Origin of the sequence: Serratia sp. (in: enterobacteria), assembly GCF_046715635.1 — a bacterium.
GTDB lineage: Bacteria > Pseudomonadota > Gammaproteobacteria > Enterobacterales > Enterobacteriaceae > Chania.
This window is the reverse complement of the sequence record NZ_JBKJYW010000428.1, coordinates 40047-62331: the sequence shown is the minus strand read 5'-3', so window position 1 is coordinate 62331 and position 22285 is coordinate 40047. Positions and strand designations below refer to the sequence as shown.

Genomic DNA, 22285 nt, shown 5'->3' with positions numbered 1-22285 from the left:
GTGCGTGTGCACGGGGCCTTTGTCCGCGATCAGGAAGTTCATGCCGTGGTCAAAGACTGGAAAGCGCGTGAGCGGCCTCAGTATAAAGAGGGCATCCTCAGCGCCGGTGAAGACGGTGAGGGGGGGGCAGGCGGTGGTCTGGACGGTGACGAAGAGCTGGATCCGCTGTTCGATCAGGCGGTCGAGTTTGTGGTGGATAAACGCCGCGCCTCGATTTCCGGCGTACAGCGTCAGTTCCGCATTGGCTACAACCGCGCCGCGCGTATCATCGAACAGATGGAGGCGCAGGGCATTGTCAGCGAGCAGGGGCATAACGGTAACCGTGAGGTGCTGGCACCGCCACGGCATGACTGATTACCATGCGGACAAATCTTAACCGGATTTACTACGTAGGGGCGCTGCATGCTGCGGCCATTTAGATAATCAGCCTGCAAACTCAGCAACATTGTCACGTTGTTATCAATCCGAAGGGCCGCTTTGCGGCCCTTGTGCAAAGAAGCGTAAGCCCCTGCTTTATCGGAATAGTGCTCTGGCTGTCGGCCGAGTGCTTCGGGTAGAGTGGAGGTGTTCAGGGTTATATTGACCCAGCTTGCGGTAACCGCATTTCATAAGGTATCTGGAATAATGAAAAAACTGTTGATTGCCTGTTGTCTGCTTTCGGGATTTGCGTCTGCTTGCGTGTTGGCGGATGCCGCGCAAGATTTGCAAGGTCGTCTGGCGAAAGTAAACAGTTTCCATGCCAGCTTCTCCCAATCTGTCACCAGTAGCGATGGCGCTGCGGTGCAGCAAGGGGAAGGTGAATTATGGGTAAAACGCCCCAATCTGTTTAATTGGCATATGACTTCGCCGGATGAGAGCGTACTGGTTTCGGACGGTGAGACCCTGTGGTTCTACAACCCGTTCGTTGAACAGGTGACGGCCACCTGGCTGAAAAATGCCACCGGCAATACGCCCTTCATGCTGATCACCCGTAACGATGCTAACGACTGGAAACAGTACAACGTGAAGCAGAAAGGGGATGATTTCGTACTGACGCCAAAGGCCAGCAGCGGTAATCTGAAGCAGTTTGCCATTACCGTGACCAATAGCGGTACCATCAAGAGCTTTGCCGCGGTTGAGCAAGATGGCCAGCGCAGCGCTTATCAGCTGAAGAGCCAGCAGAGCAGCAGCGTTGATGCTGCAAAATTCAAATTTACCCCACCGAAGGGGGTGACGCTGGACGACCAGCGCCAGTGAGGTCAACGTGAGCAACATGTCACTCGATTTTTCCCACAATGAATTCCAGCCACTGGCCGCGCGTATGCGGCCAACCACGCTGGCACAATACATTGGCCAGCAGCATTTGCTGGCCCCGGGCAAGCCGTTGCCACGCGCCATCGAGGCAGGGCAGTTGCACTCGATGATCCTGTGGGGGCCGCCGGGAACCGGGAAAACGACGCTGGCAGAGTTGATTGGCCGCTATGGCCGGGCCGATGTTGAGCGCATCTCAGCGGTAACCTCCGGCATCAAGGAGATCCGCGAAGCCATCGAGCGCGCCCGCCAAAATCGCGATGCGGGCCGCCGTACCATCCTGTTTGTTGACGAAGTCCACCGCTTCAATAAAAGCCAGCAGGATGCCTTCCTGCCACATATCGAACATGGCACCATTACCTTTATCGGTGCTACCACGGAAAACCCCTCCTTTGAACTGAACTCAGCGTTGCTGTCCCGCGCGCGAGTGTATCTGCTCAAAGCGCTGACGGCGGACGACATCGGCCAGGTGCTGGATCAGGCCATGGAAGACAAGGCGCGGGGTTTTGGCGATCAAAACATCGAGCTGCCGCCGGAAACCAAGCGCATGCTGTCGGAACTGGTGGGTGGCGATGCTCGTCGCGCCTTGAACAGCCTGGAGATGATGGCCGATATGGCGGAAATCGACGGCAAAGGCATGCGGGTATTAACCCCGGAGTTACTCAAAGAGGTCTCTGGTGAGCGCAGTGCGCGCTTTGATAACAAAGGCGATCGTTATTACGATCTGATTTCTGCACTGCATAAATCCGTGCGTGGTTCAGCACCGGATGCTGCCTTGTACTGGTATGCGCGTATTATTACCGCCGGGGGCGATCCGCTGTATGTGGCGCGCCGCCTGCTGGCCATTGCCTCTGAAGACGTTGGCAACGCCGATCCACGCGGAATGCAAGTGGCCATTGCCGCCTGGGATTGCTTCACCCGTGTTGGCCCTGCGGAAGGGGAACGCGCTATCGCTCAGGCGATCGTCTACCTGGCCTGTGCCCCTAAAAGCAACGCTGTCTATACCGCCTTTAAAGCGGCGATGCGTGACGCCAAAGAGATGGCGGACTATGACGTTCCGGAGCACCTGCGTAACGCTCCTACCAAGCTGATGAAAGAAATGGGGCTGGGGGCAGAGTACCGCTATGCCCATGACGAACCTAATGCCTACGCGGCCGGAGAGAGCTATTTCCCGGCGGAAATGGCCACCACGCGCTACTATCATCCAACCTCGCGCGGGCTGGAAGGCAAAATCGGTGAAAAGTTGGCATGGCTGGCTGAGCAGGATCAAAATAGCCAGACAAAACGCTACCGCTAGCGTTGCCGTTGCGGTAAGGTTAGTGGGTATCACACTTCTTTTATGCGGCTATACCGTTGCGGCATAAAACACAATTTCTCTTTCAATAACAACAAGCACAGGATTAGCATGCTCGATCCCAATCTGCTGCGTAATGAGCTAGACGCAGTCGCCGTAAAACTGGCTCGCAGAGGCTTTAAACTCGATCTGGATCTGCTGCGTTCGCAAGAAGAGCGCCGTAAGGTTCTGCAGGTAGAAACTGAAACACTGCAGGCAGAACGTAACTCCCGATCGAAATCCATCGGCGCGGCCAAAGCGCGCGGTGAGGATATCGAGCCACTGCGTCGCGAAGTGAACGAACTGGGTGACAAGCTGGATGCTGCCAAGGCCGCACTGGATAAGCTGCAGAACGAGATCCGTGATTACGCATTGGTGATGCCGAACGTGCCGGACGACGCGGTGCCAGACGGTAAAGACGATAGCGAAAACCTGGAAATCTGCCGCTGGGGCGAACCGCGTCAGTATGATTTCCCGGTACGCGATCACGTTGAGCTGGGCGAAATGGCCGGTGGGCTGGATTTTGCCGCTGCGGTGAAACTGACCGGTGCGCGCTTTGTGGTAATGAAAGGCCAAATGGCTCGTATGCACCGTGCGTTGGCCCAGTTCATGCTGGATCTGCACACGGAACAGCACGGCTATCTGGAAACCTACGTTCCGTATCTGGTGAACCATGCCACGCTGTACGGGACTGGCCAGTTGCCGAAGTTTGGTGAAGATCTGTTCCATACCAAACCGCTGGAAGAAGAATCAGAAAGCAGCAACTATGCGCTGATCCCAACGGCGGAAGTGCCAGTCACCAACCTGGTGCGCGACGAGATCCTTGATGAAGAAGATCTGCCGCTGAAGATGACCGCGCATACGCCATGCTTCCGTTCGGAAGCCGGTTCTTACGGGCGTGACACCCGTGGTCTGATCCGTATGCACCAGTTCGACAAGGTCGAAATGGTCCAGATCGTGCGCCCAGAAGACTCGATGAATGCGCTGGAAGAATTGACCGGCCATGCGGAGAAAGTGCTGCAACTGCTGAATCTGCCATATCGTAAAGTGCTGCTGTGCACCGGTGATATCGGCTTCGGTTCCTGTAAAACCTACGATCTGGAAGTGTGGCTGCCTGCGCAGAACACCTATCGCGAGATCTCTTCCTGCTCCAACATGGGAGATTTCCAGGCGCGTCGTATGCAGGCTCGTTGCCGCAGCAAGACAGAGAAGAAGCCACGCCTGGTGCACACGCTGAACGGCTCTGGTTTGGCCGTAGGCCGTACTCTGGTCGCGGTGCTGGAAAACTACCAGCAGGCCGATGGCCGTATTCAGGTACCAGAAGTATTGCGTCCTTACATGGGCGGCCTGGAATATATCGGGTAATCCACCTCACCGTGTGGTATCAAATGTTGTATCGAAAGCGCCTACGGGCGCTTTTTTTCGTGTGAATAATTTTAATTTACGAATGAAAGCCCCATTTATTGATAGCAGACAAAGTTTCTTACCTCCTTATGAGTAATATCCTTACTTATGGAGGGGGGATCGTGTTTCCACATCAAACCACTCAGCGCTAATTCAGCTTCCTCCTGTCTCTGCCGATCAAGGCATGACTTTTCCCGTTATTCGGGCAAGACCTGGAGTGAGCTATGTCGAAGCAAAAATCTGCAACATCATCATCCAACGGTATCAGCCGCCGTACGCTAATGAAATCCGGCACGGTAGCGGGGTTGACCCTGGCCGCTGGCGGTTTTTCGTTGCCTTTCAGTCGCCATGCCGTGGCAGAAACGGTCGGTACCGCGGTGCAACCCGCGCCGCAGGATAAAGTGGTGTGGGGTGCCTGCTCGGTTAACTGTGGCAGCCGCTGTGCCTTGCGGTTACACGTGCGCGATGACGAAGTTTACTGGGTTGAAACCGACAATACGGGCGATGATGTTTATGGTAATCACCAGGTACGGGCCTGTCTGCGTGGCCGCTCCATGCGGCGGCGCATGAACCATCCGGAACGCCTGAATTACCCGATGAAACGCGTCGGCAAACGTGGCGAAGGTAAATTCAAACGCATCAGTTGGGAAGAGGCTTACAGCGAAATCGCCGCCAGCCTGCAACGTATCGTCGCCAAATACGGCAATGAAGCGGTTTACATCAACTATACCTCCGGGATTGTCGGCGGCAATATCACCCGCTCTTCGCCATATGCCTCGCTGGTTGCCCGCCTGATGAACTGTTATGGCGGTTTTCTCAGCCACTATGGCACCTACAGTACCGCCCAAATTGCCTGCGCGATGCCTTATACCTACGGCAGCAATGAAGGTAACAGCACCTCTGATATTGAAAACAGCAAACTGGTAGTGCTATTTGGTAACAACCCGGCAGAAACCCGCATGAGTGGCGGTGGCATCACCTATTTCCTGGAACAGGCGCGGGAACGTTCAAATGCGCGCATGATCGTCATCGATCCACGTTATACGGATACGGCTGCCGGGCGGGAAGATGAGTGGATCCCGATCCGCCCAGGCACCGATGCCGCACTGGTCGCCGGATTAGCGCATGTGTTGATCAGCGAGGAGTTGGTCGACCAACCGTTCCTGGATAAATACTGTGTGGGTTACGATGAGAAAACCTTGCCTGCAGGTGCGCCAGCCAACGGTCACTACAAGGCTTATATCCTGGGGCAGGGGCAAGATGGTGTTGCGAAGACCCCACAGTGGGCATCCCAAATCACCGGTATTCCGGCCGATCGTATCATCAAGCTGGCTCGTGAGATCGGCAGTGCCAAACCGGCTTATATCTCGCAAGGTTGGGGGCCACAGCGCCAGGCAAATGGTGAGCTCACCTCGCGGGCTATTGCGATGCTGCCGATCCTGACCGGCAACGTGGGGATCAACGGTGGTAACAGCGGCGCGCGCGAGTCAACCTACACCATCACCATTGAACGGATGCCGGTGCTGGAAAACCCGGTAAAAACGCAGATTTCCTGCTTCAGCTGGACCGATGCCATCGCCCGCGGCCCGCAAATGACCGCCAAACGTGATGGAGTGCGCGGCAAAGACAAGCTGGACGTGCCGATCAAGTTTATCTGGAACTATGCCGGTAACACCATCACCAACCAACACTCCGATATCAACAAAACTCACGACATTCTGCAGGATGACTCCCAGTGTGAAATGATCGTGGTGCTGGAAAACTTTATGACCTCCTCGGCGAAATACGCCGATATTCTGCTGCCGGACCTGATGACGGTCGAGCAGGAGGACATCATCCCGAACGACTACGCCGGCAATATGGGCTACCTGATCTTTATCCAGCCAGCGACCTCTGCCAAGTTTGAGCGTAAACCCATCTATGAAGTGATGAGCGAGGTGGCGCGTCGCCTTGGGCCTGAGGTACACCAAAAATTCACCGAAGGGCGCACTCAGGAGCAGTGGCTGCAATATCTTTACGCCAAAATGTTAGAGAGGGATCCCCAGTTGCCGTCCTATGAAGCCTTGCGCAGCATAGGGATTTACAAGCGTAAGGATCCCAATGGGCACTTGGTAGCCTATAAAAAATTCCGTGACGATCCCGCCGCCAACCCGCTGAAAACGCCCTCGGGCAAGATCGAAATCTATTCTGCCAAGTTGGCAGAGATCGCCAGCAGTTGGGAGCTGGAGAAAGACGAAACCATCAGCCCGCTGCCGGTCTATGCCTCAACCTTTGAAGGTTGGGATGACCCGTTGCGTAAAACCTATCCGCTGCAAATGTTCGGTTTCCACTACAAGGCTCGGACCCACTCCAGCTACGGCAATATCGATGTGCTGCAGGCGGCTTGCCCACAGGAAGTCTGGATCAACCCGCTTGATGCCAGCCAGCGCGGCATTGCCAGCGGTGAAACGGTGCGGGTATTCAATGGCCGTGGCGAAGTTCGCGTGGCCGCCAAGGTGACGCCGCGCATCATGCCGGGCGTAGTAGCTATGGGGCAGGGAGCTTGGCATCAAGCCAACATGAACGGCGATCGTATCGATCATGGTGCCTGTATGAACACGCTCACTACCCACCGGCCATCGCCGCTGGCGAAAGGCAATCCGCAGCATACCAATCTGATCGAGATCGAAAAGGTATGAAATAATAATCATTATCAATAATGGCAGCAATATCAGCGATTTATTGATTATGAGCAAAGTGGAACTACCTCTTTTGGAGGATAGTTCCATTTAGAGCAGGTCACAATTAAAACACTTTTACCTGCTTTTTGAAGTCTATCTGCATTGGGAGCGGCGTAACACGTTGATTGCAGGTTTTATTGCCAGTTCCACTGGCTCTTTTATGCAACCCAGAGCGAAGTCATTATGAGTGAATCCGAAAAAAAACCACTGTCCGGGCTACAGTGCTCCAGGCGAAAGCTGGTTAAAAACAGCGCCATTGGCGGGCTTGCCCTCGCCGTTGGTGGCGTTTCCCTGCCTTTCAGCCGTCTTGTCAACGCTGAAACCTCTCCGGCATCCGCCCTTGCCAAACCCGAAGAAAAAGTGGTGTGGAGTGCTTGTACCGTCAACTGTGGCAGTCGTTGCCCGCTGCGAATGCATGTTGTCGATGGAGAGATCAAATATGTTGAAACGGATAATACCGGCGCTGATGTCTATGGTGACAAACATCAGGTGCGAGCCTGCCTGCGCGGCCGTTCGATGCGGCGTAGGGTCTATAACCCAGACCGGTTGAAATATCCAATGCTGCGTGTGGGTAAACGTGGGGAGGGCAAATTCAAACGTATCAGTTGGGATGAAGCCTTTGATCTGATCGGTGCGAACTTACAACGGATTATCAAAGAATACGGTAATGAGGCAATTTATCTCAATTACGGTACAGGTACTCTGGGTGGTACCGTTGCCCGTTCTTGGCCCCCGCTAAACTCTCCTGTAGCTCGCTTGATGAACTGCGTCGGCGGCTATTTAAATCACTATGGCACCTATAGTACCGCACAGATCAGTTGTGCGATGCCTTATACCTATGGAGGCGGTGACGGGAATAGTATCTCGGACGTAGAGAACAGCAAGTTGGTGGTTATGTTTGGTAATAACCCCGCAGAAACCCGAATGAGCGGTGGGGGTATCACCTATCAGTTGGAGCAGGCGCGCGAGCGTTCGAATGCCCGGATGATTATTATTGATCCGCGCTACACGGATACGGCGGCAGGGCGAGAAGATGAATGGATCCCGATCCGCCCAGGCACCGATGCCGCACTGGTCGCCGGATTAGCGCATGTGTTGATCAGCGAGGAGTTGGTCGACCAACCGTTCCTGGATAAATACTGCGTGGGTTACGATGAGAAAACCTTGCCTGCAGGTGCGCCAGCCAACGGTCACTACAAGGCTTATATCCTGGGGCAGGGGCAAGACGGCGTTGCGAAGACCCCACAGTGGGCATCCCAAATCACCGGTATTCCGGCCGATCGTATCATCAAGCTGGCACGAGAGATGGGTAGCGCAAAACCGGCGTATATTTGTCAGGGATGGGGGCCGCAACGCCATGCCAACGGTGAACAGACGGCCCGTTCCATCGCCATGTTACCAATATTGACAGGTAATGTAGGTATTTCTGGCGGTAATACCGGTGCACGTGAAGGGAGTTATTCGCTGCCATTCGAACGTATGCCGACGTTGGAAAATCCAGTAAAAGCCAGCATTTCAGTGTTCTTGTGGACCGATGCGATTGAGCGTGGGCCAGAAATGACGGCAACCTCTGACGGTGTGCGTGGCAAAGAAAAACTGGATGTACCCATCAAGTTTATCTGGAACTATGCCAGTAATGCCTTAATCAATCAGCATTCTGATATTAATAAAACCCACACCATCCTACAGGATGAAAAAAAATGTGAAATGATTGTTGTTATTGACAATCACATGACGTCATCCGCGAAATATGCCGATTTGATATTACCCGACTGTACTGCCTCCGAGCAGATGGATTTCTGTCTGGATGGTTATACCAGCAACTTGGGCTACGTCATTTTTGCCAGTCAGGCAATCCAACCGCGTTTTGAGTGTAAAACTATCTATGAAATGTGCCGCGAAATTGCCAGCCGCTTAGGCGTGGAGGCACAGTTTACCGAAGGTAGGACCCAAGAGCAGTGGTTGCGCCATCTGTATGACAAATCGCGTGAAAAATTGCCTGAGTTACCGGAGTTTGAAGTGTTCCAGCAACAGGGGATTTTCAAAAAAATGGACCCTCGTGGTCATTTTGTTGCTTTCAAGGACTTCCGTAACGATCCCGTCAGCAATCCATTGAAGACGCCTTCAGGAAAAATCGAGATCTATTCCGCCCGCTTGGCGGAGATCGCTCAGACTTGGCATTTACCCACCGGAGATATTATCGATCCGTTACCGGTTTATGCGCCAGGGTTTGAAAACTATAACGATAAGCTAAGCGAAAAATATCCGCTGCAAATGACCGGTTTTCATTATAAATCTCGTGTGCACTCCACTTACGGCAACGTCGATGTACTCAAGGCGGCCTGCCTGCAGGAGATGTGGATCAATCCGATTGATGCCCGGCGCCGTAATATCAACAACGGTGATCTGGTAAAAATCTTTAACGATCGTGGTGAAGTACATATTGCTGCCAAGGTGACACCGCGCATCATTCCTGGGGTTGTCGCTCTGGGAGAAGGTGCTTGGTATGCCCCGGATGAAAACAAGATTGACCATGGGGGGAGTATGAATGTCTTAACGACTCAGCGTCCTTCTCCACTGGCAAAAGGCAATCCTCAACACAGCAATTTAGTTGAAGTCACCAAGATCTAAGGGAACAGCTAATGACAATACAATATGGTTTTTATATTGACTCTGCACGCTGTACCGGTTGCAAAACCTGTGAGCTTGCCTGTAAGGATTACAAGAACCTGACCCCGGACGTCAGTTTCCGCCGCATCTATGAGTATGCCGGCGGTGATTGGCAGCAGGACGGCGATAGCTGGCACCAGAACGTGTTTGCCTATTACCTGTCGATCGCTTGTAACCACTGTGAAGATCCCGCTTGCACCAAAGTGTGCCCAAGTGGCGCCATGCACAAGCGGGAAGACGGCTTTGTGGTGGTGAACGAAGAGGTGTGCATCGGTTGCCGTTACTGCCATATGGCTTGCCCATACGGCGCACCGCAGTACAACGAAGCGAAAGGGCACATGACCAAGTGCGATGGCTGCTATGAACGCGTCGCCGTTGGCCAAAAGCCGATTTGTGTCGAATCCTGCCCGCTGCGTGCCCTGGATTTTGGCCCGATCGACGAACTGCGTAAACAACATGGCACCCTGGCGCAAGTGGCACCGTTACCGGCTGCGCATTTCACCAAACCGTGCATCGTACTGAAACCTAACGCCAACAGCCGCCCGAGTGGTGACACTACCGGCCATCTGGCTAATCCGAAGGAGGTTTAAAATGGCAACGGGATGGCATGAATGGCCGCTGATGGTGTTCACCGTATTAGGGCAGTTTGTGGTGGGCGGCGTCATCGTAATGGGGCTGGCGTTGATCGCCGGTAATCTGACCGATCGCCAGAGTAAGGCGGTACACGGTTCTATGTTTTTCCTGTGGTTGCTGATGGGGATCGCCTTTATCGCCTCCGTGATGCACCTGGGGACGCCGATCAAGGCCTTTAACTCACTCAATCGCATCGGTGAGTCGGCGTTGAGTAATGAGATCGCCAGCGGTTCGGTGTTTTTTGCGGTTGGCGGCCTCTATTGGCTGTTGGCAGTGTTGAAAAAAATGCCGCAGGGGCTGGGTAAAGCCTGGCTGGTGGTCACCATGGTGCTGGGCCTGCTGTTTGTCTACGCCATGACGCGTGTCTACCAGATCGATACCGTACCGACCTGGCATAACGGTTACACCACGCTGAACTTCTTCCTGTCAGTGTTTATCGGCGGCCCGCTGTTGGGCGTTTTGCTGCTGCGGGCGGCCGGTTTGCAAGTGGCTAGCCGTGGCCAATTGATGATGATCAGCGTGCTGGCGCTGCTGCTTAGCCTATGCTCGGCGCTGTTGCAGGGCAGTGAATTGGCTACCATCAGCAGCTCGGTACAGCAGGCGTCGGCGCTGATCCCGGAATATGGCCAACTGATGGTATGGCGGCTGGTATTGCTGGTTCTCGGCCTGGGTTGCTGGATTTGCCCGCAGTTGCGTCGTGGTAACGCCAGTGTGATGGGGTTGACCCTGGGCTTTGTGTTAGTCTTTGCCGGTGAGTTGATCGGCCGTGGCGTGTTCTACGGCCTGCATATGACCGTTGGCATGGCCGTGGCTGGCTAACGTTAATCTGGGCGCGGCCTGGCTGCGCCCCTGGAGAAGCCCCAAGTTATGATGCTTGAAAAAATTGCCCTGACTGGCCGTGTGCTAGGTGTTTTATTGTATGCCCCACCGGAGAGCAAAGAGTGCCAGCCTTTACTGGATTCTCTGGCCGACCCGCAGTGGTTGACCGAATGGCCTTATGAAGGCGCACAAGAGGCAGCTGCACTGATTGCCGAAGGCCTGACTGGAAATCAGCCAGAGACGTTGTCAGAGGCTTATCAACGTCTGTTTGTTGGCCCGCATACGTTGGTTGCTCCGCCTTGGGGTTCGGTCTACCTGGATAGAGAGAGCGTGCTGTTTGGTGATTCGACGCTGCGCCTGCGCCAATGGTTGCGGGTGAACGGTATCGAAGCCCAGCGCGACCAGAATGAGCCGGAAGACCATATTGGCACTTTGCTGATGATGGCGGCCTGGCTGGCCGAAGAGAAGCAGCACAAAATGATTTCCGGGCTGATTGCGCTGCACATTCTGCCTTGGGCACCGCGTTATCTGGAACTGCTGCAGCAACATGCCGGACATCCGTTCTATCAAGGCGTGGCTCAGTTGGCACAAATCACGCTGGCAGCCTGGGCGGAAGAGTGCCCGTCACCGGTGCCGAGCCTGGAACTGTATTTCTGATGAATAACGACCAGCAGTTATCTGCGCAAGGCAATAGCCGACGCCGGTTGCTGACTGGTTGGCTTGATCGTAGTAAATCCTTGCCTGAGCGGGAAGCACCTTCTGTGACATTGCCTGTGGTGGCTCGTCCACCTCAGGCTTTGCCGGAGGTGTTGTTCAGCGCGTTGTGCAACGGCTGTGGCGGCTGCGTGAGTAGCTGCCCGTATGGTTTATTGAGCCTCGATCAAGGCAAGGCGGTTTTGAGCATCGATTTCACCGAGTGTGATGCCTGCCGTAAATGCACCAGTGCCTGCCAAACCGGGGCGCTGCGTGACAAAATGCCCTGCGATACGCTGCTGCGCCCGCAAATCAGCCATAGTTGCCTGGGGCGGCAAGACAACTGCCGAATGTGTACCATCAACTGCCCGCAACAGGCTTTATCCTTCCAGCTTTCTGAAAACGGTGCCCGCCAATTGCAGTGTGACGATACGCTGTGTAATGGCTGCGGACTGTGTAAGCTATCCTGCTTTCATGGGCATATTTCCCTGGCCGCCTCGGGTGAAAAATCGCTGCCGGAACAGCTATAAAGCCACTTTTAACCCGTTGTTAAACATATTGTGCGATCGCCCGTTAACCGCCGATTGACTTTTTTATCGCCAGTGGCATGATGCGCGCACTCTACTCTGTCTGTTCGGTTTCAATTTCACTATGTCCGCATATTCTCGCCCAGTGCTTATGTTGCTCTGCGGTCTATTGCTGCTTACGGTTTCGATCGCCGTTTTGAACACTTTGGTTCCCCTTTGGTTAACGCATGCCCAATTGCCAACCTGGCAAGTGGGGGTGGTCAGTTCGTCTTATTTTACCGGGAACCTGGTGGGAACGCTGGTGGCGGGCAAACTGATCAAGCGGATTGGCTTTACCCGCAGTTATCATCTTGCCTGTCTGGTCTTTGCCTTCGCTACCGTGGGTATGGTGCTGTCGTTGGACTTCTGGAGCTGGATCGGCTGGCGCTTCTTTGCCGGGGTAGGGTGTGCCTGGATTTGGGTGATCGTTGAAAGCGCGCTGTTGCGCAGCGGTAACTTGAGTAACCGTGGCCAACTGCTGGCGGCGTATATGATAGTTTACTATCTCGGTACGGTTGCGGGGCAGTTGCTGCTAAGCAGTGTTTCAACCCAACTGCTGGATGTGGTGCCGTGGGTGACCGCCGTTGTGATGGCCGCCATGCTGCCGATGCTGTTTGCACGGGTGAATCACCAGGATGACGAGCCGCAGCAGGCCTCGATCTGGCAGATGTTTAAACGTCGTGACGCCCGGTTGGGCATCAACGGCTGTATTATCTCGGGGATTGTGCTGGGCTCGCTGTACGGCCTGATGCCGCTGTATTTAAACCATCAGGGGATGAGTGATGCCAACGTGGGCTACTGGATGGCGCTGCTGGTCAGTTCCGGTATCGTGGGTCAGTGGCCTATCGGGCGCTTGGCCGATCGCTATGGTCGCCTGCTGGTGCTGCGTATTCAGGTATTCGTGGTGATCCTTGCCAGCATCGCGATGCTGGGTAACTATGCGATGGCTCCGGCGCTGTTCATTCTGGGCTGCGCTGGCTTTACCCTGTACCCGGTGGCGATGTCCTGGGCTTGTGAAAAGGTGCTGCCCCATCAGTTAGTGGCGATGAACCAGGCATTATTGATGAGCTATACCGTCGGCAGCTTGCTAGGCCCATCGATGACGTCGATGCTGATGCAGAGCTACTCCGATCGGTTGCTGTTTGTGATGATTGCGGTAGTCGCTTTGATTTATCTGGTGATGCTGCTGAAGAAACCCGACCATCACCATACTCCGTTGGCCGCGGCCTGAAAGACAAAACCCGGCAGATAAGTCGGGTTTTTTGTTCGAACCGGGAGAGGCTTAATAGATCACTTTATGGCCGTAGCTTTCCAGGATCCCTTTTACTCGATCCATGGTGTCGGCTTTTGGCGGATGAACGCCGTCCAGCTTGTACTCTTCGCCCATCGCGATCCATTTATGCTTGCCTAGTTCGTGGTAAGGCAACAGCTCAATCTTCTCGATATTGGTCATATCCTTGGTGAACTCACCGAGCAGATGCGTCGATTTATCATCATCAGACCAGCCCGGTACCACCACGTAGCGGATCCAGGTGCGTTGATTTCGCTTGGCCAGATAACGGGCAAACTCCAGCGTGCGATGGTTGGAGACCCCCACCAGGTTCTGGTGAATATCGTCATTCATCTGTTTCAGATCGAGCATTACCAGGTCGGTAGTATCCAGCAGCTCATCGATCACCGGGTCGTAACGGCGGACAAAACCGTTGGTGTCCAGACAGGTACTGATGCCTTCCTTGTGACAGGCGCGGAACCAGTCGCGGACAAATTCGGCCTGCAGGATCGCTTCGCCACCGGACGCCGTTACGCCGCCGCCGGAAGCGTTCATAAAGTGGCGGTAGGCCACGGTATCGGTCATCAGCTCTTCAACCGTGACCTCTTTGCCGCCGTGGGTGTCCCAGGTATCGCGGTTATGGCAGTACAGGCAGCGCATCAGGCAACCCTGGAAGAACACGATAAAGCGGATACCAGGGCCATCAACGGTGCCACAGGATTCGAAAGAGTGGATGCGGCCTTTCAAGGACATTGCGGGTTTCTCCAAAATTGACTGTCAAACGCAGTCTAAAATAGGCTGGTAACCGCCAGGCAGGGAATCAACGATGTGGCGAAAAAAGGCGCCAGGTAAAACGATTCCTGTTGGCCGGTTACGTACCGGATCACTGTTTTGCCAGATATCCATGCAGTATATACCCTTGACTGGCTAAGCAGCAGCGTAGATACCTGGCAAAACAGACTCAAAACCAGAGTCAGGGGTTATGTAGTAAAAAGGCCGGAATATCCGGCCTTGGTGAGACTTGTTCTGCGGGGCAGAGCGATCCGCCCCGGCGAAACACTGATTAGATCGACTGGGTGAAAGTACGAGTAATCACGTCTTGTTGCTGTTCTTTGGTCAGCGAGTTGAAGCGTACTGCGTAACCCGATACGCGGATGGTCAGCTGAGGATATTTCTCAGGATTTTCCATCGCGTCCAGCAGCATTTCACGGTTCATCACGTTCACGTTCAGGTGCTGACCGCCTTCGATGGACGCTTCGTGGTGGAAGTAACCATCCATCAGACCCGCCAGGTTGGCTTTACGCACGTCGTCGTCTTTACCCAACGCGTTAGGCACGATGGAGAAGGTGTAAGAGATACCATCCTTCGCATAGGCAAACGGCAGTTTGGCTACGGAGGTCAGTGAGGCTACAGCACCTTTCTGATCGCGGCCGTGCATTGGGTTGGCACCTGGACCAAATGGAGCGCCAGCACGACGACCATCTGGAGTGTTACCGGTTTTCTTACCATAAACCACGTTAGAGGTGATGGTCAGCACGGACTGAGTTGGCACCGCATTACGGTAGGTACGAAGTTTCTGAATTTTCTTCATGAAACGTTCTACCAGGTCACAAGCGATGTCATCGACGCGAGAATCGTTGTTACCGAACTGCGGATATTCACCTTCAATTTTGAAGTCGACAGCCAGGCCGTCTTCGTCACGGATGGTGGATACTTTGGCGTACTTGATAGCAGACAGGGAGTCGGCTGCTACGGACAGACCCGCGATACCACAAGCCATGGTGCGATAAACATCACGGTCATGCAGAGCCATCAGTGCAGCTTCATAGCTGTACTTGTCGTGCATGTAGTGAATGATGTTCAACGAGGTCACATACTGCTTGGCCAGCCAGTCCATGAAGTGGTCCATACGTTCCATGACTTTGTCATAGTCCAGCACGGTGTCCATCATTGGGGCTTCTTTCGGGCCAACCTGCATTTTGAGTTTTTCATCAACGCCGCCGTTGATTGCGTACAACATGGTTTTCGCCAGGTTGGCACGCGCACCGAAGAACTGCATTTGCTTACCGACAATCATCGGGCTGACGCAACAGGCGATGGCATAGTCATCGTTGTTGAAGTCTGGGCGCATCAGGTCGTCGTTTTCATACTGTACGGAGGAGGTGTCGATAGACACTTTCGCGGCGTATTTTTTGAAGTTCAACGGCAGTTTTTCAGACCACAGGATGGTCATGTTTGGCTCTGGAGATGGCCCCATGGTGTACAGCGTGTTCAGGAAGCGGAAGCTGTTTTTGGTCACCAGCGTACGACCATCAACACCCATACCTGCCAGGGATTCTGTTGCCCAGATTGGGTCACCAGAGAACAGCTCATCATACTCAGGAGTACGCAGGAAGCGAACCATACGCAGTTTCATGACCAGATGGTCGATCAGTTCTTGCGCCTGGAGTTCAGTCAGTTTACCGGCCTTGATATCGCGCTCAATGTACGCGTCCAGGAAGGTAGATACGCGGCCGAAGGACATGGCTGCACCATTCTGGGATTTCACCGCGGCCAGGTAGCCGAAGTAGGTCCACTGTACGGCTTCTTGAGCGGTGGACGCTGGGCCAGAAATGTCGTAGCCGTATTTGGCAGCCATTTCTTTAATCTGAGCCAGGGCACGGTGCTGTTCAGCAATTTCTTCACGCAGCTGGATGGTCATTTCCAGATCTTCGCCATTTTCCAGACGGCTCTGCAGAGACTTGAACTGGTTCAGCTTGTCAGCCATCAGGAAGTCGATACCGTACAAAGCAACGCGACGGTAGTCACCGATGATACGACCACGGCCATACGCATCTGGCAGACCGGTTAACACGCCAGACTTACGGCAGTTCAGGATGTCTTTGGTGTAAACATCGAATACGCCCTGGTTGTGGGTTTTGCGGTATTCGGTGAACACTTTCTTCACTTGTGGATCCAGTTCACGGCCATAAACCTTGCATGAACCTTCAACCATCTTGATGCCGCCGAATGGGATCAGCGCGCGCTTCAGAGGAGCATCGGTCTGCAAACCAACGATGGTTTCCAGATCTTTGTTGATATAGCCCGCATCATGAGAAGTCACGGTAGAGACGACATTGGTATCGAAATCAACTGGCGCATGGGTGCGGTTTTCCAGTTTGATCCCTTCCATAACTTTGTCCCACAGAGTGGTAGTGGCTTGACTTGCGCCAGCCAGGAAGGATTCATCACCCTCGTAAGGAGTGTAGTTTTTCTGGATGAAGTCACGTACGTTGACTTCTTTCTGCCAGTCACCTTCGCTGAAACCTTGCCAAGCGGTCGCTAACTTCTCGTTAAGTTCGGTCATTATACACCTACCTTCTAATGTGAATTTCTTTGTAAACCCGGCGCCGTGCCAGCCAACAGATTAGTGATTCTGTTGGCCGCCACGCAGATAAATTACCCAGTAAGTCAACCCAACCAGCAGACCACCGCCAATGATGTTACCAATGGTGACGGGGATCAGGTTGTCGATGATAAAGTTGCTTACGGTCAGATGAGCGAATTGCTCGGGTGCTGCCCCCACGGCTTGCCAAAACTCTGGCGTGGCAAAGTGCTTAACCACTATACCCATAGGGATCATAAACATGTTGGCGATACTGTGCTCAAAGCCGCTGGCAACAAACATGGCCACCGGCAGGATCATGGCGAACATCTTGTCCATCAGGCTGCGGCCGGAGTAGCTCATCCAGACCGCCAGGCAAACCATCAGGTTAGCCAGGATACCCAGACAGACGGCTTCGATAAAGGTGTGGTGCAGTTTATGGTCGGCGGTTTGCAATACGTTCAAACCCCACAGGCCATTGGCTGCCATATACTCGCCTGAGAACCAGATAAGAGCAACGAAGAACAGGGCACCAATCAGGTTGCCAATATAGACGTTTAACCAGTTAAGAGCCAGTTGCCCCCAGGTAATACGCCCGCTGGCTTTGGCAATCACGGTCAGTACGGTGGAGGTAAACAGGTCCGCCCCGCAGACGACGACCAGCATTAACCCCATGGAGAAGCAGATACCACCCACCAGCTTGGCGAGGCCGAAAGGAATGGCGGCGGTGCCGGTGGTCGCTGTGATATAAAAAACAAAGGCGATAGAAATGAACACACCTGCGGTGATCGCTAAATAAAAAGTCGTCAGCGGATGCTTGGTGGCTTTATACACCCCCGCATCCTCGGCAACTTTCGCCATAGCGGCAGGTAACAGCATATCGAAGGGGTTGTCAGCTCTCACACTAACTCTCGCTCTTAAGGGTTATTACAACACACTGAGATACTAGCAAAGCAGTATAGGGTAAAAATTGACTTGGATCATAACGCGCGGAAGTAAAACGGCTTAAAACCGCAAAATCAGTAGGGTTTATTGAGTTATATTGTTGATTTTTATGTAAAAAATATTTTTTAATGTTTACAAAAAATTTTGAAGTTAACGGCGCTTTGGGCTGAGAAGAGTTAAATTTTTGTACTTATTGTCGCTTTTTAATGAATGAACGTTAATTAATGGGTAATTAATATTTCACGCTGGCGTAACAATTGGCGGTTTAATTATCCTGTTGGCCGATAAGTGCGCTTTTTTATAAAAACATTCAACACTAGGGTTTGCCTGTTTTTTGATCGACGATCGCATCAAGGCTGCTTCTTTGGGAGTAACGCCGGTAACGTTCTACCGGCGTATCAATCAGGCTTATGCCTGCGCCCAATGACGGCGTTTGGCGGTTTGCAGTTTTTCGTAAGCCGCCAACAGCGCTTGATGCGCTGGTAGAGCTTTCAATTCACTGTCGATGGCAAACAGACCGTTGAAGCGCTCTTCGCCGCTCATGGCCGCAGAGGCCGCATCAACCGCGTCCTGGCCATACATCTTCACGAAGGCCGTATGATATTGGGCAGGGTCGCGTTCTGGCTCCAACGCCAACAGCAGCAACGTCTGCAGGCAACGATAGTAGTTGCTGCGCTCAGGGGTAAACAGCGAGGCGTTGAACTCCTGCGTCCACTCGGCCCAGATCAGCGCCTGTTCGAGATCGCCACCGGCTAGTGCCAGCATGGATTTCAGTTCGCCAACGCGCAGGGTGTACCAGGCGTTGTCTTTACCTGACGCAATGCCCAACAGTTCGCGTACGCGGGTAAAGTCGTCTAACCCTTCATCATCCAACTGCTGGATCAGTGCCAGATACTCTTCCGGCTCCAACTCGCTGCCTGGCAGTTGCAGTAGGGTTTCGCGCAGGTGTGCGCCCATGCTGTTGTTTGCCAGCAGCAGATCTTCTGCGGGATAGATGTCGGACATCCCCGGTACGATGATGCGGCAGGCGTAAACGTCCAGGTGTTCGTAATCGGCGATGTACACTTCGGCATCTTCTTTATTAAAGATGCTCATCAGGGTGGCGAACTCTTCCTGCGTACTGCCGCTGAAGCTCCAGTCGACAAACGGATAGTCGGCATCCTGTTTGAACATATCCCAGGAGATCAAACCGCTGGAATCGATGAAGTGAGTTTCCAGGTTGGCGTGCTCGGCCACTTCTTCGTCATCGAAGGTCGGGGCGGTAAACACATCCAGATCTTTTAAGCCGCGCCCTTGCAATAGCTCGGTAACGGTACGCTCCAGTGCGACCCCGAAATCGGGGTGAGCGCCAAAGGAGGCAAAGCAAGTGCCGTTGGCGGGGTTGAACAACACCACGCAGATCACCGGATAGTTACCGCCTAACGAAGCGTCATAAGAGAGGATCGGGAAGCCTTCGGCCTCCAGCTTGGCGATCGCCTCAACTACGCCTGGATAGCGGTTCAGCACTTCGCTCGGGATTTCCGGCAGGCTGATGGACTCGGCGATGATGCGGTTTTTCACATAGCGTTCGAACACTTCGGAAAGGCCCTGAACCCGCGCTTCGTTGGCCGTATTGCCAGCGGACATGCCGTTGGACACATACAAGTTGCCGATGATGTTCATTGGAATATAGACGGTCTGCTGATCCGACTGGCGGGAGAAGGGTAGGGCGCAGATGCCACGATCGCTATTGCCAGACTGCAGATCGATCAGATCGCGGGCAGTCAACTCCTGTTCCGGATCGTAGAAGGCGTGGGTGCGCTCATCCAGGATACCTTGTGGCAGCGAGTTGTCGGCCGGGATCGGGAACCATTTTTCATTGGGATAGTGAACGAAATCGCCTTCGGCAATCTGTTGGCCCAAATAGAAATCGGCGAAGAAATAGTTGGTCGACAGGCGCTCGAAATACTCGCCCAGCGCGGAAGCCAGCGCGGCCTTTTTGCTGGCACCCTTGCCGTTGGTGAAGCACAGCGGGCAATCGCGATCGCGGATATGCACTGACCAGACGTGTGGCACCGGATTCAGCCACGAGGCTTCTTCGATATTGAAACCCAGATCGGTTAATTTCTGCTGAAAACGGGCGATGGAGTCTTCCAGCGCAGCGTCTTTGCCAGGAATAAAAGTTTGCGTCATTGTCTTCACTTATGTGGCGTACTAAAAACGCGCAATGATACGGGGTTTTACTCTTAAGCTCCACGTATTCCTAAAGCCGATCAGATGTCACAGTTATTTTGTGGATAAAGACGATAATTCAGCGGGTTATCAATAACGGAGAAACATAATGAAATCAGTAAAACTTAGCGTATTGGCATTACTGTTGGCCGGGGCTTGCGGTTCGGCACTGGCGTTACCTAATATCACCTTGCTGGCCACCGGCGGCACTATCGCTGGTGGCGGAGACTCGGCAACCAAATCCAACTACACCGCAGGTAAACTGGGCGTTGAGGCGTTGGTGGATGCCGTGCCGGAATTGAAAAAGGTTGCCAGCGTGCAGGGCGAGCAGGTGGTCAACATCGGTTCCCAGGATATGAATGACGAGGTCTGGCTCAAGCTGGTCAAGAAAATTAACGCGGACTGCGCCAAAACCGATGGCTTCGTGATCACCCACGGTACCGACACGCTGGAGGAGACTGCCTATTTCCTGGATCTCACCGTCAAGTGCGAAAAACCGGTGGTCATTGTCGGGGCGATGCGTCCGGCAACGGCCATGAGCGCCGATGGCCCATTTAACCTGTACAACGCGGTTGTCACGGCTGCCGACCCTCAATCGGCCAAGCGTGGCGTGCTGGTGGTGATGAATGATACGGTGCTTGATGGCCGCGACGTGACCAAAACCAATACCACCGGCGTACAGACTTTCCAGTCGCCTAACTTTGGCCCGTTGGGGTATATCCACAACGGCAAAATCGACTACCAACGTTCGCCACAGCGCAAGCACACCAGCGAAACGCCGTTTAACGTCGACCAGATGAGCACGCTGCCGAAGGTTGGTATTATCTATAACTATGCCAACGCTTCCGATGCGCCAGCCAAGGCGCTGATTGCCGAAGGTTATCAAGGGATCGTCAGCGCCGGGGTGGGTAACGGCAACCTGTATAAAACCGTGTTTGATACGCTGGCCACGGCGGCTCATAACGGCGTGGCGGTAGTGCGTTCCTCCCGTGTGCCTACCGGTTCAACCACCGAAGATGCGGAAGTGGATGATACTAAACTCGGTTTTGTGGCTGCCGGAACGCTGAATCCGCAAAAAGCGAGAATTTTGCTACAGCTGGCATTAACTCAAACCAAAGACGCCAAACAGATCCAGGCTATGTTTAATCAGTATTAATTCCTAGGTTCGCGCGGGGGCTTCATGCCCCCGTTTTCCCAAGGGGACGGGGTAGAGTGCGCCAACTTATTATCCATTAAATGGATAATTCTTAGTTGAAATATTAACGCAAAGCAATAACGCTTATTGTTTATTAGTTGGCAATTTTTATGACCAATAATGAATTCCAACTGGTACTCGGAGATTTTTTTATGTAGCATAAGCAATTGGCTTTTCTAATTAATTATAAAAATGCATGAATCAATATGCAGTTATTGTTTAAGTGAATAATCAGTTTTCCTTTGCATGCTTTCGTTATTGACCAGGTTTTCTTATGTCATATCCATCAAGTTAATATGGCGTAATGTCATCTATGGAAATAATGAATGGAATCATTTGAAGACTTGTTTCGAGATGAATCAGACTACCTACAGCAGTTGGCTGAATATCAGGCTAAGGGTGCTCCTCATCTATTGAATTTTTTGCCCAATTCACGCGATCCCGATATGGCACGATTAGTGGAAGGATTTACCGTTTTAACGGCGCGTGTACGGCAAAAAATCAGGGATGATTTTCCTGAAATAACCCACAACCTGCTTGCTGGCGTCTGGCCATTGCCGCTGCGCCCAATTCCATCAACCTCGGTTATCCAGTTTTCCCCTAAGAACGGTGGTATTGATAATGCAACAGATGTACCGAGGCAAAGCCAGATATTTGCAGAGTATGACGATCACACTACTACCTTTCAGACCTGTCATGAGCTACATATTGAACCGCTAACATTGATCGGCCGCGAGTCACCAACGGCTCCTACAACACCTGCTAATGGGCAAGAGCAAAATCAAGAACAGGCTCCGGCAGAGCAAACACCGGTAACTGCGGCTTCTCCGACTCCGGGGCAAACACCAAGCCAGGAACAGGCCTCGCTAGCGCAGACCAATGAGGAAATCAAACCAGAAACGCCCCCATCTGAAACACATACACTGACGTTTTACAGCCTCTACATGCACTTATGTCACTGGCCTTTTTATGACGCCAACGGCGAATTGCCACGTCCTGCCTATTGGGGGGATTGCATTGAGTTTGAGGTGGCTGAGCGGGCGAAAGAGAAGATACGGGGCTGCTTTGTTAGGCAGAATGGTTCTAATACGACCAAGTTAGCCATACTGCCCAAAGGGACAGTCATTACCATTGGAGAAAACATAAAAATAATAATGGTTGGTATAAATTAG

17 protein-coding genes are annotated in these 22285 nt (G+C 53.2%); 13 read left to right on the top strand and 4 right to left on the bottom strand.

The features are described from left to right. The 11 genes from ACLQ7H_RS22515 to ACLQ7H_RS22465 form a co-directional block, all read left to right on the top strand. A partial coding sequence (locus ACLQ7H_RS22515; protein ID WP_411754578.1) for a DNA translocase FtsK occupies positions 1 to 354 on the top strand: 354 nt, incomplete at its 5' end. Between the two features lie 270 nt (positions 355 to 624). Beyond that, a complete protein-coding gene (lolA, locus tag ACLQ7H_RS22510) occupies positions 625 to 1236 on the top strand; it encodes an outer membrane lipoprotein chaperone LolA (protein WP_411754577.1) in 612 nt (203 codons plus the stop codon). A gap of 7 nt (positions 1237 to 1243) precedes the next feature. Beyond that, the gene (locus ACLQ7H_RS22505) at positions 1244 to 2587 is read left to right on the top strand and encodes a replication-associated recombination protein A (protein WP_411754576.1); all 1344 of its coding nucleotides are present in this window, start codon (positions 1244 to 1246) and stop codon (positions 2585 to 2587) included. A gap of 108 nt (positions 2588 to 2695) precedes the next feature. Continuing rightward, entirely contained in the window at positions 2696 to 3988 is a 1293-nt protein-coding gene (serS, locus tag ACLQ7H_RS22500; RefSeq protein WP_411754575.1) for a serine--tRNA ligase, read from the top strand. A 263-nt stretch (positions 3989 to 4251) separates the two neighbouring features. Further along, positions 4252 to 6705: a selenate/tellurate reductase subunit YnfE gene (ynfE, locus tag ACLQ7H_RS22495; RefSeq protein WP_411754574.1), complete on the top strand. Its 2454-nt coding sequence runs from the start codon at positions 4252 to 4254 to the stop codon at positions 6703 to 6705. Between the two features lie 225 nt (positions 6706 to 6930). Further along, the gene (locus ACLQ7H_RS22490; protein ID WP_411754573.1) at positions 6931 to 9378 is read left to right on the top strand and encodes a DMSO/selenate family reductase complex A subunit; all 2448 of its coding nucleotides are present in this window, start codon (positions 6931 to 6933) and stop codon (positions 9376 to 9378) included. 11 nt (positions 9379 to 9389) lie between these two features. Next, on the top strand, positions 9390 to 10007 hold the full coding sequence (locus ACLQ7H_RS22485) for a DMSO/selenate family reductase complex B subunit (protein WP_411754572.1): 618 nt from the start codon (positions 9390 to 9392) through the stop codon (positions 10005 to 10007). A 1-nt stretch (position 10008) separates the two neighbouring features. Next, positions 10009 to 10869, top strand: a complete 861-nt coding sequence (locus ACLQ7H_RS22480) for a DmsC/YnfH family molybdoenzyme membrane anchor subunit (RefSeq protein ID WP_411754571.1) — start codon at positions 10009 to 10011, stop codon at positions 10867 to 10869. Positions 10870 to 10917: 48 nt separating this feature from the next. Then, the gene (dmsD, locus tag ACLQ7H_RS22475; RefSeq protein ID WP_021804934.1) at positions 10918 to 11526 is read left to right on the top strand and encodes a Tat proofreading chaperone DmsD; all 609 of its coding nucleotides are present in this window, start codon (positions 10918 to 10920) and stop codon (positions 11524 to 11526) included. Further along, positions 11526 to 12092: a ferredoxin-type protein NapF gene (gene napF, locus ACLQ7H_RS22470; protein WP_411754570.1), complete on the top strand. Its 567-nt coding sequence runs from the start codon at positions 11526 to 11528 to the stop codon at positions 12090 to 12092. Before dmsD ends, napF begins: the two co-directional genes overlap by 1 nt. A gap of 121 nt (positions 12093 to 12213) precedes the next feature. Beyond that, the gene (locus tag ACLQ7H_RS22465; protein ID WP_411754569.1) at positions 12214 to 13359 is read left to right on the top strand and encodes an MFS transporter; all 1146 of its coding nucleotides are present in this window, start codon (positions 12214 to 12216) and stop codon (positions 13357 to 13359) included. Positions 13360 to 13410: 51 nt separating this feature from the next. Here ACLQ7H_RS22465 and pflA read toward each other — a convergent pair whose 3' ends face one another. The 4 genes from pflA to ycaO form a co-directional block, all read right to left on the bottom strand. Then, positions 13411 to 14151 carry a pyruvate formate lyase 1-activating protein gene (gene pflA, locus ACLQ7H_RS22460; protein ID WP_024484611.1) on the bottom strand — a complete coding sequence of 247 codons (741 nt, stop codon included), beginning with the start codon at positions 14149 to 14151 and terminating at the stop codon, positions 13411 to 13413. A gap of 310 nt (positions 14152 to 14461) precedes the next feature. After that, positions 14462 to 16744, bottom strand: a complete 2283-nt coding sequence (gene pflB, locus ACLQ7H_RS22455; RefSeq protein ID WP_411754568.1) for a formate C-acetyltransferase — start codon at positions 16742 to 16744, stop codon at positions 14462 to 14464. A gap of 60 nt (positions 16745 to 16804) precedes the next feature. Then, positions 16805 to 17665 carry a formate transporter FocA gene (gene focA, locus ACLQ7H_RS22450; RefSeq protein WP_179246450.1) on the bottom strand — a complete coding sequence of 287 codons (861 nt, stop codon included), beginning with the start codon at positions 17663 to 17665 and terminating at the stop codon, positions 16805 to 16807. Between the two features lie 450 nt (positions 17666 to 18115). Next, the gene (gene ycaO, locus ACLQ7H_RS22445) at positions 18116 to 19879 is read right to left on the bottom strand and encodes a 30S ribosomal protein S12 methylthiotransferase accessory factor YcaO (protein WP_411754567.1); all 1764 of its coding nucleotides are present in this window, start codon (positions 19877 to 19879) and stop codon (positions 18116 to 18118) included. Positions 19880 to 20027: 148 nt separating this feature from the next. On the opposite strand from ycaO, the gene ansB reads away from it, so the two are divergent. Together ansB and ACLQ7H_RS22435 are read left to right on the top strand one after the other, a co-directional pair. After that, a complete protein-coding gene (gene ansB / locus ACLQ7H_RS22440) occupies positions 20028 to 21074 on the top strand; it encodes an L-asparaginase 2 (RefSeq protein WP_411754566.1) in 1047 nt (348 codons plus the stop codon). Positions 21075 to 21439: 365 nt separating this feature from the next. Further along, positions 21440 to 22285 carry a type VI secretion system baseplate subunit TssF gene (locus tag ACLQ7H_RS22435; RefSeq protein WP_411754565.1) on the top strand — a complete coding sequence of 282 codons (846 nt, stop codon included), beginning with the start codon at positions 21440 to 21442 and terminating at the stop codon, positions 22283 to 22285.

Coding starts and splice junctions, on each gene's coding strand:
- lolA (WP_411754577.1), top strand. CDS start 625: ATGAAAAAACTGTTGATTGCCTGTTGTCTGCTTTCGGGATTTGCGTCT.
- serS (WP_411754575.1), top strand. CDS start 2,696: ATGCTCGATCCCAATCTGCTGCGTAATGAGCTAGACGCAGTCGCCGTA.
- ynfE (WP_411754574.1), top strand. CDS start 4,252: ATGTCGAAGCAAAAATCTGCAACATCATCATCCAACGGTATCAGCCGC.
- ACLQ7H_RS22490 (WP_411754573.1), top strand. CDS start 6,931: ATGAGTGAATCCGAAAAAAAACCACTGTCCGGGCTACAGTGCTCCAGG.
- ACLQ7H_RS22485 (WP_411754572.1), top strand. CDS start 9,390: ATGACAATACAATATGGTTTTTATATTGACTCTGCACGCTGTACCGGT.
- ACLQ7H_RS22480 (WP_411754571.1), top strand. CDS start 10,009: ATGGCAACGGGATGGCATGAATGGCCGCTGATGGTGTTCACCGTATTA.
- dmsD (WP_021804934.1), top strand. CDS start 10,918: ATGATGCTTGAAAAAATTGCCCTGACTGGCCGTGTGCTAGGTGTTTTA.
- napF (WP_411754570.1), top strand. CDS start 11,526: ATGAATAACGACCAGCAGTTATCTGCGCAAGGCAATAGCCGACGCCGG.
- ACLQ7H_RS22465 (WP_411754569.1), top strand. CDS start 12,214: ATGTCCGCATATTCTCGCCCAGTGCTTATGTTGCTCTGCGGTCTATTG.
- pflA (WP_024484611.1), bottom strand. CDS start 14,151: ATGTCCTTGAAAGGCCGCATCCACTCTTTCGAATCCTGTGGCACCGTT.
- pflB (WP_411754568.1), bottom strand. CDS start 16,744: ATGACCGAACTTAACGAGAAGTTAGCGACCGCTTGGCAAGGTTTCAGC.
- ycaO (WP_411754567.1), bottom strand. CDS start 19,879: ATGACGCAAACTTTTATTCCTGGCAAAGACGCTGCGCTGGAAGACTCC.
- ansB (WP_411754566.1), top strand. CDS start 20,028: ATGAAATCAGTAAAACTTAGCGTATTGGCATTACTGTTGGCCGGGGCT.
- ACLQ7H_RS22435 (WP_411754565.1), top strand. CDS start 21,440: ATGGAATCATTTGAAGACTTGTTTCGAGATGAATCAGACTACCTACAG.